We start from the raw sequence: 13,886 nt of genomic DNA, 5'->3' as shown, positions 1-13,886 counted from the left end.
TTCGTTCAATTCCTGATGGCCCAAAAATTCAGTTCAAGCTCCGCGAAATCACCGCACACATGGAACGCGAAGCCTGCCGAGCGCTTCAGTTGCGCCAGGTCTTCGGAGCTGGGTTCCAGGATGAAATAAGTTTTGTTGGCATGGAATGCGATCTGCCGCGGAGCCACGGGCAGAGGCCTGATCTTGATACCGGGCAGATGCAGGTTGACCAACTGGCGGATGCGCTCCACCGAGCCAACCTTGAGGTTCGACGGCAGTCGATGGCGCAACTCTTCGCTGTCACAGTTGGCGCTAGCCGCCAGTACGAATGAAGCCGTATCCAGCAGGGTGAGGTCCTGCATCGGCGAGACGGTGATTCCATATTGGCGCGGCTGCAATTGCAGCTCGATAGCGTGCTGCTCGAGCACCATCGACAGCACCTGGCGGATCGCTTGCATCAGGCGTCGAAAACATGCGCCCTGGTCGCTGTGCTGGTAGCGGTTGGTGAGTGGCGGGCGCTTGCTGTCACTGGAGAACGTCGCCAGTTCACCCAACAGGGCCAGTAGCATTCGGTAGAGCGTTTCGGGATGTACTTGCTCCAGGTCCAGGTAATGACGCAGCAACAGTTCGCTACGGTTGATCAGTTGCAGCATCATGAAATCGCCCACTTGCGCACCACCTGCCTTGCCATTGAAACGGATCCGCTCGGCAAGGCTGTCACCTCGATGAGCAAGCATGCCGATGATCTCCTTGAGACACGACAGCAAATAATGGGATGAACGAGCCTGGATAAAGGTTGGCACAAAGTCCGGGTCGAGTCTGATCACCCCATCAGCGGTGGTATCGAGCACCTCACAAAGCTTGAGCTTCACAAACGCATGGTCGCTCTGTTGCTCGCCCAACAGCAGGCGCAGGTTCGGCCGCCCACAACTGATCTGGCTCCCGCCGGAATCGCCGGCGTTGGAGTCGCTCACCTGCGCGTCGTAGATGGTGTAGCGCGCCAGCACGTCAGATTGCTCCTGACGACGGGACTCGATGTGATTGCCGGTCACCAACGGCAACGCGAGGTAGATCGGTGTATTGCTGGTATTGGACGGTACTTCCAGGGCCAATGGCTCGGTGTTGCCACCGAGCTCGAACAGACTGCCGTCCGGCAGGACCCCGCTGGCCTGGCTGACCACCAGTTGGCCCATGTTGAGAAATTGCAGATCGATTTCCAGCGCCAGGAATCCCCAGGCGTAACTGGCCAGCAACCGGGTACGAACCTTCAACTGGTGATCGAAATAACGATCGTTGTGTTGCAGATGTTGTGGACGCAACAACATGCCTTCTTGCCAGATGACTTTATCGTGATTCATCGGTCATCTACCTTGGCCTGTCTTTCAAGCGTGTTGGCGATCCCATCCTGGTCGAGGATCAGGTTCGCTTCGGTCAACTGCGTCGCAGCCACTGGCAGTGTGTAGCGCCAGCGGGCGTGTGGCAGGTCTCGGTACGCCGCGAGTATGCCGACGTAACGGCCATTCCCAGTGATACCGAGCCTGAGTTCGACGGTTTCACCTGGACGCAATTCCAGCTCTTTGCTGGAAATCAGATCGGGGGCCAGGGTTTCCCTCGCGCGCTCATAGAGGCTGAAGAAGTCCGAGTTTTCAAAGGCTACCGGATGCCTGAGTTCGAACAACCGCACCACCACTGGCGATGGCCGCCCATTGAGGTCGGGGTTGAGCTGATCACTGGCCGTCAGGGTGAGGGTGAGCTTGGTCATCGTCGAGAAGGGCGACAACGTGGTGCAACCGCCCAACAGCAGGGTCATGGCCAGCGCCGCCAAAGTCTTGAATACGTGCATCGTGCAGTGCGACATGGACGTCATCCGTGGTGATCGATTTGCAGGCTGGCAATCAGACAAACCTGTTCTTCATAGGTCTGGGTCAGGCGCGGTTCGCCTTTCAACTCCGAGCGGGTGCGCAAGCTCTGCTGCAAACCATGGATGCTTTGCTTGAGCAGCAGCGCTGCATTGATCGCCAGGGTTTCGAGGGCCTCGCTATCCAGGCTTTCGAGATCCATGCCCAGGGCAATAGCGAAGCGCTCCAAAAAATTTTCGCGCGGGTGATCCATAGCGTTGGCGGGCGGGATGGGCGCAGGCCTTGGTTCAACGAGCTCTTCGACCAACTCCGGCACCAGCAGGCTTTCCATGTCGATACGCGCATAATCTGGGCGCCCAAGGGTGTCTGGTGGTACGGCAGTGGGATTTATCAGCTCATCGATGTCCAGCAAGACCCGCTCCTGTTGGTCCAGTGCTTTCAGCGGGTCGAGTTCCAGAAAGGCATCGTCCGGAATGAGACTGTCGACCGACGTTGAGCGACCGGCTTCGGCAACGCTGTTCGACGGCCCGATGACCAGCCGCGCCAGGACCTCGAATTCGCCCATGATGTAGGCGTCTCCGTCCTGTATCCGTACCGGCTCGCCCTTGCGTAGGCGTGCGCCGCTTTCGCGGTGGGTCGTACCGTTGCAACTGGTATCGGTCAGGAAAAACGCACCCTCACGGAAGCTGACATGCGCGTGACACTTGGACAGCAGGCGGTCGCGGTCGGGAATCATCCAGTGGCAACCCTCACCCCGACCAATCACTCCGCCAGCCGGCCCGAAGGTCTTGTGACACAGTCGTACAGGGACGAACTGGTTGGCGTTCAGCATTTCGAAAACAAGATCCATCTATTAAAGGTTCCTTGGGTCACTTACCGCGACTGACCGCTTGTGGATCACCCAGAGGGCGATAATCACTGTCGTTGAATTTGTAGTTGCCACTACAACCGCCGAGGACAAATGACACGAGAAGCGTCAGCAGGACGGCTCGCCAGGAAAAAACAGGCATCGAAATTTCTCCAGAAATGAAAAGGCCGGGCTGGAATGGCTACGAACAGGCAAGGATCAATCATTGAAATCACTACGCTGAACGTTCAGGCGCGTAAGGCGATAGACCAGCGTGCGTAGCGGCAAGCCAAGTTCACGGGCGGCACGCGCCTTGTTGCCCGAACTCTCGCGCAGCCCATCGATCAGCAGGCCACGTTCGATCTGCTCCATCCGTTCACGCAGGCTCACGCGGCCCCGTTCGGCTGGGGTCTGGATGTGTAGCGCAAGATGCTCGACAAGCAGTTCGCCGCCCTCGCACAAGAGCACGGCCCTTTCTACGATGCTCTTGAGTTCACGGACGTTTCCCGGGAAGTCATAGGCGGCCAGGTGATCGAGCGCTGCGTCTGACCAGCGCACCGGATCACGCTGCAGGAGTGTGCAAGCCTTGTCGGCAAAATGCCGCGCCAACTCAATGATGTCGCCGTCGCGCTGGCGCAACGCCGGTAGCGGAATTGGAAACTGCGCAAGGCGGTAATACAGGTCTTCGCGGAACTTGCCCTCCTCCATCAGTTGCTTCAGGTCGCGGTGGGTGGCGGCAATGATGCGCACGTCGACATGGTGAGTGACGTTGGACCCCAACGGCCGGATTTCGCCTTCTTGCAACACTCGCAACAACTTGGCCTGCAGGGATAACGGCATATCGCCGATTTCATCGAGCAACAGCGTGCCGCCGTTGGCCGCGTCGAACAGCCCGGCCCGGTCCCGGTCGGCACCGGTGAACGCCCCCTTGCGATAGCCGAAAAGCTCACTCTCCAGCAAGTTCTCGGGAACCGCTGCACAGTTCTGCACAATAAACGCCTTGGATCGGCGCGGGCCGTAATCATGGAGGACCCGGGCCACCACCTCCTTGCCGGTACCGGTCTCACCCCGCAGCAGGACGGTATAGGGGCAGTGCAGTACTTTACTGAGCAATGAGCAGGTCTTGCGCATGGCCATGCTCTTGCCAATCAGGCCGTAACTGACGGCGCTCGGCAGGCTTGTGGTATCAGGCTCTGACTCATCAACAGGACCGCGCAGGCGCTGTAACAGGTGCATCTGGCCAAGCGCGAAGGTCCCAAGATGTCCCAGGGACTCAGCGATCCCATGCAGGTCGAGGTGCTGATTGCTGGCGCATAGCAACAAGCCTCCGCTCTCATCCTGGGGATCGCCCAGGGGAACGCAAAGCAGCGACTGCCAGGGTGTGGCCCGCGGCGGCAGGAAACCGGTTTCGTGCACGCTGTCGCTTAACGCGTCGAGGCACACCACACGGTTCTGGCACAGGGAAAACTGCAACAATTGCTCAGCGTGGTAGTCGGAGGGCAGGCTTTGCGGGTCACGAAATTGCAACCGGCCTTCCAGGCACTCGGTGTTCATTTCCAGGCGGGTGCGAGTGGCATCGAGCAGGTACAACTGCACCAGTTCACAGCCACTGAGCCGCGCTACGCCCAGGATGAACGTCCCCACCAGCTCAGCGCCGTCCGCCAAGCGCGAAAGGTCGGAAAACTGCGCCAGAAGTGCTTCGGCATAGTCCAATGGTTGCGAGAGTTTCTTGAACATAGCGCCCACCTCAGGAGAACTCACACGCGAGTCTGGCGTCGCCGTTGAGCACGGCGTGTACATGCCGTAGCTGTTCGCCACCGGCCATGGCGACGAGCAACCGGTTGGCAACCAGCGGCATCAGGTGCAGGTCAAGCAGTTGGTCAATCAGTCGTGCGCCACGATCATTACGACTGCAACGCTCGACCAGGTGGTTCACAAGGTGCCCGCAATAACTGAAGCTCAATTGACGACGGTGCAGCCGCTCGCCCAGGCGGTCGAGTTTGACTTCCACCAGTTCACGTAACACCGGCCCGTTGACCGGGTAGTACGGCACCACGCACATACGCGCCAACAGCGCGGGTTTGAAATGTTGACTGAGTATTGGGCGAATGGACTCTTCAAGGCATTCGGCACTTGGTTTTGTGCCGTTTTCGCACAACTCGTTGATGCGTTCGCTGCCCAGGTTCGACGTCATCAGGATCAGCGTGTTGCGAAAATCAATTTCCCGCCCTTCTCCGTCGTTGGCCAAGCCCTTGTCGAAGATCTGGTAGAACAGATTCAACACATCCGGGTCGGCTTTTTCGACCTCATCGAGCAGTAGCACTGAATAGGGCTTTTGCCGCACGGCTTCGGTGAGCATGCCGCCTTCGCCAAACCCGACGTAGCCCGGCGGCGCGCCGATCAGCCGGGAAACCGTATGTTTTTCTTGGAATTCGGCCATGTTGAGCGTGGTGATAAAACGATCACCGCCATAGAGCAGGTCGGCCAGGGCATGCGCTGTCTCGGTCTTGCCGACGCCACTGGGCCCTACCAACAGAAACACGCCCACCGGAGCGTCGGGTTTGTTCAGGCCTGCGGCGGCGGCACGCATCGCACGATCAAGCGCCTGCACAGCCGACTCCTGACCACGAATACGAGCACGCAGGTCCGTCGCGAAACTGGCGACTTTCAAATTGTGCTCTCGCGCCAGTTGTGTCAGCGGCACACCGGTCCAGGCACTGATGACTTCGGCTACCAGTCGCGGGCAAACTTCGAAGTTGACCAGGCGCTCCTGGACTTGCGCAGCCACCAACGTGCCGTGTGTTTCATGCAACGCCGCTTCCAGTGTTTCGACACTGAGGGGGTGATCCACCGAGGCTTCCCGTGCCTTGGCCAATTGCTGGCGAAGCGACAACAGGCGTTCCGCAAGAATGCGTTGCTCGGTCCATTGGATTTCCAGCGTTCGGCACTCGTCTTCGATGGCCTCCAGGCGCACTTCCAGCGCTTCCAGCGCCTGAAGATCAATCGATAAGCCGGCCTGTGCATCACGACGCAGTGCTTGGCGCTGGCGCTCGCCTTCGGCCAACTCGCCGCGCAATCGCTCCAGGCTTTGCGGCGCAGCGGCCAGGCTGATGCGCACACGGGCGCAGGCAGTGTCCAGCACATCCACAGCCTTGTCTGGCAACTGACGACCAGCCAGGTAGCGAGCCGATAATTGCGCCGCCGCGACCACCGCATCATCACGCAGGTAAATGCCGTGGCTATTCTCGTAGACCCGAGCCAGTCCACGCAGGATGGTCACTGCCTCACTGACGGTCGGCTCGTGCAATTGCACCGGTTGGAAACGACGGGCCAGGGCCGGGTCTTTTTCAAAATATTTTTTGTACTCGGTCCAGGTGGTGGCCGCGATAGTACGCAGCTCACCCCGGGCCAAGGCCGGCTTGAGCAGGTTGGCCGCATCTGCGCTCCCGGCGTTGCCACCCGCGCCAATCAGGGTGTGAGCCTCATCGATGAACAGGATGATGGATTTTGGCGAAGTCTTGACCTCGTCGATCACCCCTTTGAGACGACGTTCGAATTCACCTTTTATGCTGGCGCCGGCCTGCAGGAGCCCCATATCCAGCGAAAGCAGCTCGACGCCTTCGAGCACGGAAGGTACTTCTCCGGCGGCGATGCGCAACGCCAGCCCCTCGACGATGGCGGTCTTGCCCACACCTGCTTCACCGACCACGATTGGATTGTTTTTGCGGCGACGAACAAGAATATCGATCATCTGCCTGATTTCACCGTCGCGACAAAGCACCGGATCGAGTTGACCCTCACGAGCCTGCCGGGTCAGGTCATGGGTAAAGCGCGCCAGTAGGGAATCGCCCGGCTTGGCGGAGTGATCGGCGACCGATTGAGTCTGTTGCGCCAAGGCGAAATCTTTCAACCGATCGACATTCAGTCGGGTGAGCAGCGCCTGGTAAGCACTCCCTGCATAGCGAAGCGGGTTGTGCAGCAACGCCAGGATCAACGCGGCTTGTCCGACCTGGCTGCAGCCCAGCTCGAGATTGGCCACCAGCAGTGCATCCTGCAACCATTGCACCAGCTCTGGGGCGAATACCGGATTGCGCGAAGCGCTGTGTCCCATCCGTGGTTGCAGCGCAGCGCTCAGTTCACCTGCGCTGACCTGGGCATCTTGCAAGGCTCGCGCGAGCAACCCCTGCGGACGTTCCAGCAAGCCCAGCATCAAGTCTTCCACCAGGACTTTGTCTGCGCCACGGGCGACGCATTGCTCGGCCGAGCGCTCCAGATCGCTTCTGGTTTCGGCGTCCAACGCCTGGATCAGTTGCTGAAGGTCTACGTTGATCATGTCATTCATTCCTAATGAATTTTGCTGCTGAGGGTCACCACGCCATCGGCGCGCTCGTGTCCCAACCAACTGGTCCATCCCAGGCGGCAGATGTTCTGCTCTCCGATGCACAGCTCACGAATGTCCTGCCGGCGCAGGACCAGGCGAATGTCATATTCGAGGGGATCACGCAGGGTGAAACGCACCAGCGAGCACAACGGCTGGTAACCGACGCCGATGGGCAGAAATTCGTGAAAACGCTGCCAGTCCAGTTCGCTGATATGGATCCGGAACTTGCCACTGCGGTCGCGCACCTGTTCACCCAGCACCAGGTCCTGGCTCAGCAGGCTATTGGCGCTCCCCAGGCGATTGCGTTGTTCGCCAAGGATGTCCACACGCCGCTCGATGCACTGCTCAAGATTCAGTTCGGCGTGCTTGAAGTAATAACGCAGCACGGCCTCGATCAGAGCTGCCGAATGAGCACGAAGACTCAGCAAGCCTAGATACGGCAGCAGACGCTTCCAGTTCAGTTGACTGGCCTTGCGAATGTCTTCGCCGCCCAGGCCGATCAGCGCAAACAACTGCTCGGAAAACGGGTCCCTGGCACCGCTCTGAAAACTTGCGCAGTAACGATACTTGCGCCAGATCGGCAGCATCAGTCGTTGAAGACGGTGGTGGAAGACGTCGAGGAAATCGCGCGTCGGATTGCCCTCCTCCTCCCCCAGGGCCTGCTCACCATAGAACGCCGGTAGCGGCGACCCTGCCCCTACCAGGCTGATCAGGTTCATGCCCAGGCGCGCTCGCACCTGGCCGTTTTCTTCGAAAAACTCCACACGATCGATGTCGCTGGCGGGGAACCCCAGGCTTGGGTTGGCCTGGAACTCCAGCCGGTCATACAGCGCCTCATCATCCAGGTCTGGGTGAGACTCGCGCAGCCGATCAACGACCAACAACACGGCCTGAAATAGCGAGTACTCGCGTATTCCTCGCGTCAGCCCGCTTATAGAAGCGGCTGCTGGCCCATGCGGGGTGTCCATTGATAGACCTCTCCTTGTGTGCTGTTCACCCGCAGTTCGTGGTACGAATTGAGGCTGGCATAAAGCGCGAAGAATTCGTTGAGCACCGAAGCGAAGACGAACAGGTCGCCCTCGCCGATGTAACCCTGGGGGTCGACGGTCAGTTCGGTGCGCAAGCCACGAACCGGCAAGCCTCGATGCAGGCGATCGACATGCTGGTGCCTGATCGACTTGAGCCCGTCCAGCAAACGCTTGCTGACCTTCTCTGTCTGCTCGTCGTGGTAGCGCGGAAAATCATAGGTTTCGAGAATCACCTTGAGCGCATTGACGTCCGCCAGCGACAGGTAGTTGAGTGACATGTTGCTGATCAGCTTCCAGAGGAAATCGCGATTGAGCGGGGGAGCGAAGCTCGAGGTGACCGGCCCGATATTGCGGAAACTCAGCGACTCGGGGCTTTTTTCGCCGGGCTGGTCGATGTCACCCGGCTTGAGCTGGCGCGGCAGGTTCTGGTTGGTGCACATCAACTCGATCGACAGGGTTTCATGAGGGTGATTGTGCCGGGCACCGAAGCCCAAGCAGGTGTCCAGGCCACCGTGCAGCAATGAAGGGCGCTGACGAACGCTGTAGTAGGGTCGGCTGTGGGGCACATCGAAGCTTGAATCGTGCTCAAAGGATTCGAACGGCACATAGGCCTGATAACCCAGGCCGCCGGGGTTCCAGCCAGTGACGCTTTCGACCGAGAACACACCGCAGTGCTCCTGGTCATAATCGGCGGGCAGCAACAGGTATTCATCCTGTTTGCTGTCCAGGCGGATTGGCTGGGCGTCATGCTTGAACAGATTGACGATCGGCGTGCAGTGAAGCTTTATGTTGTCCAGTGTCGGGCGCATCCGCTGGATACCGCTTTTGCCAATATCGAAGCGCAGTTCCAGGCCCCGCATCTGTTCGACGCTGCTGCGCGGAGCAGCGTTGATCACGTCCAGGCCATTGACGTCGACGAACAGGAACTTGTCCTGGAAGGCGAAGTATTCCTGCAGGTAGCGATAGCCGCGAAAGGTATTCAGTGGATACGGGATCAGCGCTTCCTCTTCGGCAAACCCTACCGGCTGGACACGATCGGCTGGGACCCTGAACATCATAGGGCTGCCATCTGCCGCCCGCAGGGCCTCGCCGGAACCGTCCAGCGGGATCAGCTCGATACCTTCAAGATTGCGCAACAGGCTGAGATAGAGCATCTGGCTGATGTAACGCTCGCCGGTCAAGTGCAGACGCAATTGGCTCAGTTGCAGTTCGCCCAAATGACCGTCGCAACACATCCCCAGGCGCAAGCTCAACAGCGACCCATCCCCTTTCACTGAATAACTCAGCCTGGTCAGATCAAGCGCCAGCACCTCGGTGGGGTAACATGTCAAGAAACGGCAACGCACCTGCTGCACAGGCTTGCTTTCGACCGGCGTATCACGTTCCACCCGCAGTGCGGGGCCGGACCGCTGCAGTGGATCGAACTGCAAGATGCTGAAGGCCGGCAACGGCCGCATGTAGTTCGGCCACAACAGCTGCATCAGCGAATGGCTCAGCTCCGGCAATTGGTCATCGAGCTTCTGGCGCAGCCGCCCGGTCAGGAATGCAAACCCCTCCAGCAGCCGCTCCACATCCGGATCCCGTCCGGCCTGTCCCAGAAAGGGGGCCAACGCCGGGTTACGCTCGGAGAAACGTCGACCCAACTGGCGGAGCGCCGTCAGTTCGCTCTGGTAGTAATGATTGAACGACATGTATGGCTATCCTTGTCTGACCTTGACCTGACCGCTGCCGTCCAGGCACGCGGAAAAACTGACCTGTCGCCTGACTCCCTCCACATCCAGCAAAGCGTCGATGCTGAAGGACAGGCGAAGCGGATCGGCATGGCTTGGTATTGAAACGACACAGACATTCCTGAGGCGTGGCTCGTAGGCCTTGATGAACGCCTCGATCGCCTTGCGGGCCTGGCTCCCTGCGTCGTGCAGGCTCAAGCGCATGTCATTGAGATCCGGTAGCCCATAATCGGATAGCGTCTGCACGCTACCTGCCCGGGTGCTGAGCATCTTGGCCAGATGCGCAGCCACCGATGTCACGACACACACCTCACGGCTCAAACCCGCACGCTTTTCTGAATCACCGGCCAAGCGCTCGAAAAGGCTGCCATACATCATGAGCGCGCCTACGCCTTGTCCAGCTTGCCAACCAACGACAGCGTGAAATCGGCCCCCATGTACTTGAAGTGAGGCCGTACGTTCAGGCCTACGCGATACCAACCTGGCTCACCTTCAACGTCGCTGACAATGATCTTCGCTGCGCGCAGCGGACGGCGGCCACGAACTTCGGCGCTAGGATTCTCCTGGTCGGCAACGTATTGGCGAATCCAGTTGTTGAGTTCACGCTCCAGATCCGTGCGCTCCTTCCATGACCCCAATTGCTCGCGCTGCAGAACCTTCAAGTAGTGAGCTAGTCGATTGACGATCATCATGTAGGGCAATTGAGTGCCAAGCTTGTAGTTCAGCTCGGCATGCTTGTCCTCGGCGCCGTTACCAAAGAATTTCGGCTTCTGCACGGAACTGGCGGAGAAGAACGCGGCGTTGTCACTGCCTTTGCGCATGGTCAGGGAGATGAAGCCTTCCTCGGCCAATTCGTATTCGCGCCGGTCGGACACCAGCACTTCGGTCGGAATCTTGGTTTCGATCTCACCCATGCTTTCGAAGTGGTGCAACGGCAGGTCTTCAACCGCGCCGCCGCTTTGAGGACCAACGATATTCGGGCACCAGCGGAATTTGGCAAAGCTGTCGGTCAGCCGTGTACCGAATGCGTATGCCGTATTGCCCCACAGGTAGTGCTCGTGGCTGTTGGCAACGGTTTCCTTGTAGACGAATGATTTGACCGGGTTCTCTTGCGGATCATAAGGGTTGCGCAACAAGAAACGCGGTACGGTCAGACCAAAATAGCGAGCATCTTCCGATTGACGGAAACTCTGCCACTTGGCGAATTGCGGACCTTCGAAGTGGTCCTTCAGGTCCTTGAGGTCTGGCAGGCCAGTAAAGCTTTCCAGACCAAAGAATTTCGGACCGGCCGCGGCGATGAACGGCGCATGGGACATGCAGGCGACACTGGACACGTACTGCATCAACTTCACGTCCGGCGAGCTTGGCGACATGAAGTAGTTCGCGATGACCGCACCCACCGGCTGCCCACCGAACTGACCGTATTCAGCGGTGTAGATATGCTTGTACAGGCCTGACTGCATGACTTCTGGTGAATCCTCGAAGTCGTCCAGCAAATCGTCCTTGGAGACGTTGAGCATTTCTATCTTGATGTTTTCGCGGAAGTTGGTGCGGTCCACCAGCAACTGCAAACCGCGCCATGCCGATTCCAAGGCCTGGAATTGTGGGTGGTGGAGGATTTCGTCCACCTGGCGACTGAGCTTGGCGTCGATCTCGGCGATCATGCGATCGACCATGGCCTTCTTGACCGGCTCGCCGCTGTTTTGCGGCTTGAGCAACTCTTCGATGAACGCAGACACGCCTCGCCTGGCAATGTCGTAGGCGTCATCGTCCGGGGTCAGGCGAGTCTGGGCGATGATGCTCTCAAGAATGCTGTAATCAGCGTTGTCCTGGCTTTGCTGCTGTACGGCATGGGTACTCATGTTTCGGCTTCCTTGGCTGAAAGAATCAAGCGTTCTTCGCTGTGGTGTTCAGACCCAGCTCATCCAGTACGCGGCGGCGGGAATCGTCATTGCCGAGTACGCCTTCGATGGCCTTGCGGAACGCTGGCGCGTTACCCAATGGCCCTTTGAGCGCCACCAGGGCGTCGCGCAGCTCCATCAGTTTGCTGAGCTCCGGCACTTGCTCGACCAGGCTCGCCGGGTTGAAATCCTTCATCGAGTTCACACGCAGCTGTACAGCCAACTCTTCAGTTTCGCTTTCTTCCTGGAGACGGTTTGGTACGCTCAATGTCAGGTTCAGCTCTTGCTTGGCCAACACCTCGTCGAAGGTCATCTTGTCGATGCCAATCGGCTTGCGATCCTCGATCTTGCGTTCATCCCCGCGGTGGGTGTAATCACCGATCGCCAATAGTTTCAACGGCAGCTCAATTTCTTCCTGGGCACCGCCGGTGGCAGGTTTGAAGGTGACGTTGATGCGTTCCTTAGGGGCGATCGAGCCTTCTTTGGCCATGACTTTCTCCTTACAATTTTGGACCCGGAGGCCTATTCAATGACCCGTTCCAGGTCGAGGTGACACAACCTGCGATAGGTCTCTTCCTTGCACTCGCGTATGACGTGGTTCTGAGGCAATAACTCGCAGCAGCTATGCAGCAAATGCAGTACCTGTAGCTCCAGGGTGGGCTCCCAGGTATTCAGGCCGGCGTGTTGCAGTGTCTGGTCGAGGACCTCCAGCTGGACTTTGGCGAGTTCGTATTTCCTCGCCGAGAAGCACAAGCGAGCCATCGCGAACCGCCAGAGGAAACACTCGCGTGCCCCAAGAGCGTTTTGCATGCCTTGCCTGAGTAACTGGACGGCGGGTTTGAGGCCATCCCTGGACAGGATCGACTGGGCCTCTTCCAGCGTCAGTTCCCAAGGCGCATCGTTGTGATTGATATCGATTTCGGGAGCGGCGCCGGGGTTTTGCAGGTGAGGCATGACCTGGGACGCGATCCACGCCCGCGTGGCGGGATCGGCGAACGGCGAACCGTCATGCCAACGCAATTCGATAACGCCCGGCAGGCGCTGGATGAATAGCGCGAAATGGACCTCCACTTCACCCATGGCCAACTCGGCGTTCAACCCTTGCAGGCACTCCCAGGCAAGCCGCTGGCCATCGAGCCAGAAAGGAGCCTTCGCCAGGCTGGCCTCGATCTCCACCAGTAGGTTCGCGTAATCGCCTTGGTGGAGACTGTCCTGATAAGCCTTGAGTTTGTCCGCCGGCACCCCACGCAACTGGGTGATCTGCTCGGCGTTGCGCTCGGGCATGGTGTCAATGGTCAGCCAGGTCAAAGTACGGTTCAGGCGCAGGGCCCGAACGTCGGTTGCTTTTTGTTTGAGCCACCAGATGCATAACGGCCCTGCGCTTTCCTGCTGGGCGCGCAGGGCCTTGTGGGCTTCTTTTTCGTTTTCGATCGGAGCGCCAGGCGTGAGCAGTTGGGTAGCAACTTGCTTCACCTGAGCCACTACCGTCTCAATGGCACCCGCCTGCGGCAGGTTGTCTGTGGCACGCTGGATCATCGTGTTGAGGCGCCGACACAACGGGAGCAGCAGAGGCGCGTCATCACCCAAGTGGGCGGTGCAAGCGGTATCGAGTCCTTCAAGTTGCTCTGTCAGATGGCGGAACAGCGGCACCTGCTCCTTGATCGCAACGTCATCGCCCAACGCCTGTTCCAGGCGAGGCAGCAACCAACTGATGGCGGCGGCACGGGTTCGATTTTTGGCCGGATGAATGTCAGGCCAATGGTCTTTACACAAGTGGTGCAAAAGGCAGAGACCTGCCAGCAACCCGTGGAAAGACTCACGCTGATACAGCGCCCAAACCAGCCAGGCCGCCACCCGCAAGTCCTTCGACTGGGTACGCAACAGCGCTTCACTTCCTTCACGGATCTTCAGCCAGTCTACCTGGCCGCTTTCGTGCATCGACTGGGCTTTGCCCAGCTCGCCTTCCAACGTCTCGTATTCATTCGAAAAACGCACGTCTGCACCCGCAAAACCCTCTTTGGAGATGGGCGTTTTGGCGAGAGCCAGATAATGGGCGGACAGTTTTCCGGAATACGACATTCACGACCCTGCTAAGAAAATTCAGTTTGTGACATGGGCAGTTTTGGCGGCATGGTTATTCAAGGTAAATATTCGGCTTTGC

General features: G+C 58.8%; 11 protein-coding genes and 1 pseudogene. All 12 read right to left on the bottom strand.

The window, feature by feature from the left end; all coding sequences use genetic code 11:
* Positions 1–5: 5 nt before the first annotated feature.
* The 12 genes and pseudogenes from tssK to tssA all read right to left on the bottom strand — a co-directional run bounded on the left by tssK (position 6) and on the right by tssA (position 13,804).
* Positions 6–1,337: a type VI secretion system baseplate subunit TssK gene (gene tssK, locus AB4O22_RS27300; protein ID WP_027912826.1), complete on the bottom strand. Its 1,332-nt coding sequence runs from the start codon at positions 1,335–1,337 to the stop codon at positions 6–8.
* Positions 1,334–1,837 (bottom strand): type VI secretion system lipoprotein TssJ, encoded by a 504-nt coding sequence (gene tssJ / locus AB4O22_RS27295; protein WP_460097572.1) that lies wholly within the window; start codon positions 1,835–1,837, stop codon positions 1,334–1,336. The genes tssK and tssJ overlap by 4 nt, the downstream gene beginning before the upstream one ends.
* Before the next feature lie 59 nt (positions 1,838–1,896).
* Positions 1,897–2,688 (bottom strand): annotated as a pseudogene (gene tagH / locus AB4O22_RS27290) (type VI secretion system-associated FHA domain protein TagH); the annotation flags it as partial.
* Between the two features lie 19 nt (positions 2,689–2,707).
* Positions 2,708–2,848 (bottom strand): type VI secretion protein, encoded by a 141-nt coding sequence (locus tag AB4O22_RS27285; protein WP_080587873.1) that lies wholly within the window; start codon positions 2,846–2,848, stop codon positions 2,708–2,710.
* 56 nt (positions 2,849–2,904) lie between these two features.
* The gene (locus AB4O22_RS27280; RefSeq protein WP_460052899.1) at positions 2,905–4,422 is read right to left on the bottom strand and encodes a sigma-54 interaction domain-containing protein; all 1,518 of its coding nucleotides are present in this window, start codon (positions 4,420–4,422) and stop codon (positions 2,905–2,907) included.
* Positions 4,423–4,432: 10 nt separating this feature from the next.
* Positions 4,433–7,018: a type VI secretion system ATPase TssH gene (tssH, locus tag AB4O22_RS27275; protein WP_460097570.1), complete on the bottom strand. Its 2,586-nt coding sequence runs from the start codon at positions 7,016–7,018 to the stop codon at positions 4,433–4,435.
* Between the two features lie 11 nt (positions 7,019–7,029).
* A complete protein-coding gene (gene tssG, locus AB4O22_RS27270; protein ID WP_027912830.1) occupies positions 7,030–8,034 on the bottom strand; it encodes a type VI secretion system baseplate subunit TssG in 1,005 nt (334 codons plus the stop codon).
* Positions 7,998–9,785 (bottom strand): type VI secretion system baseplate subunit TssF, encoded by a 1,788-nt coding sequence (gene tssF, locus AB4O22_RS27265; protein ID WP_027912831.1) that lies wholly within the window; start codon positions 9,783–9,785, stop codon positions 7,998–8,000. The genes tssG and tssF overlap by 37 nt, the downstream gene beginning before the upstream one ends.
* A gap of 6 nt (positions 9,786–9,791) precedes the next feature.
* The gene (gene tssE / locus AB4O22_RS27260) at positions 9,792–10,202 is read right to left on the bottom strand and encodes a type VI secretion system baseplate subunit TssE (RefSeq protein WP_027912832.1); all 411 of its coding nucleotides are present in this window, start codon (positions 10,200–10,202) and stop codon (positions 9,792–9,794) included.
* Positions 10,203–10,210: 8 nt separating this feature from the next.
* Positions 10,211–11,686, bottom strand: a complete 1,476-nt coding sequence (gene tssC / locus AB4O22_RS27255) for a type VI secretion system contractile sheath large subunit (RefSeq protein ID WP_077507065.1) — start codon at positions 11,684–11,686, stop codon at positions 10,211–10,213.
* A 25-nt stretch (positions 11,687–11,711) separates the two neighbouring features.
* The gene (tssB, locus tag AB4O22_RS27250) at positions 11,712–12,215 is read right to left on the bottom strand and encodes a type VI secretion system contractile sheath small subunit (RefSeq protein WP_053163654.1); all 504 of its coding nucleotides are present in this window, start codon (positions 12,213–12,215) and stop codon (positions 11,712–11,714) included.
* Positions 12,216–12,247: 32 nt separating this feature from the next.
* Entirely contained in the window at positions 12,248–13,804 is a 1,557-nt protein-coding gene (gene tssA, locus AB4O22_RS27245; protein WP_038858860.1) for a type VI secretion system protein TssA, read from the bottom strand.
* Between the last annotated feature and the right edge of the window lie 82 nt (positions 13,805–13,886).

The organism is Pseudomonas sp. S3_B11 (assembly GCF_054667715.1).
The sequence above is the reverse complement of the archived record's forward strand: the minus strand, read 5'-3'. Positions and strand labels throughout refer to the sequence as shown.

Bases quoted from the DNA above. Each gene is read 5' to 3' on its own strand.
- tssK (WP_027912826.1), bottom strand. From the start codon at position 1,337: ATGAATCACGATAAAGTCATCTGGCAAGAAGGCATGTTGTTGCGTCCA.
- tssJ (WP_460097572.1), bottom strand. From the start codon at position 1,837: ATGTCGCACTGCACGATGCACGTATTCAAGACTTTGGCGGCGCTGGCC.
- AB4O22_RS27285 (WP_080587873.1), bottom strand. From the start codon at position 2,848: ATGCCTGTTTTTTCCTGGCGAGCCGTCCTGCTGACGCTTCTCGTGTCA.
- AB4O22_RS27280 (WP_460052899.1), bottom strand. From the start codon at position 4,422: ATGTTCAAGAAACTCTCGCAACCATTGGACTATGCCGAAGCACTTCTG.
- tssH (WP_460097570.1), bottom strand. From the start codon at position 7,018: ATGATCAACGTAGACCTTCAGCAACTGATCCAGGCGTTGGACGCCGAA.
- tssG (WP_027912830.1), bottom strand. From the start codon at position 8,034: ATGGACACCCCGCATGGGCCAGCAGCCGCTTCTATAAGCGGGCTGACG.
- tssF (WP_027912831.1), bottom strand. From the start codon at position 9,785: ATGTCGTTCAATCATTACTACCAGAGCGAACTGACGGCGCTCCGCCAG.
- tssE (WP_027912832.1), bottom strand. From the start codon at position 10,202: ATGATGTATGGCAGCCTTTTCGAGCGCTTGGCCGGTGATTCAGAAAAG.
- tssC (WP_077507065.1), bottom strand. From the start codon at position 11,686: ATGAGTACCCATGCCGTACAGCAGCAAAGCCAGGACAACGCTGATTAC.
- tssB (WP_053163654.1), bottom strand. From the start codon at position 12,215: ATGGCCAAAGAAGGCTCGATCGCCCCTAAGGAACGCATCAACGTCACC.
- tssA (WP_038858860.1), bottom strand. From the start codon at position 13,804: ATGTCGTATTCCGGAAAACTGTCCGCCCATTATCTGGCTCTCGCCAAA.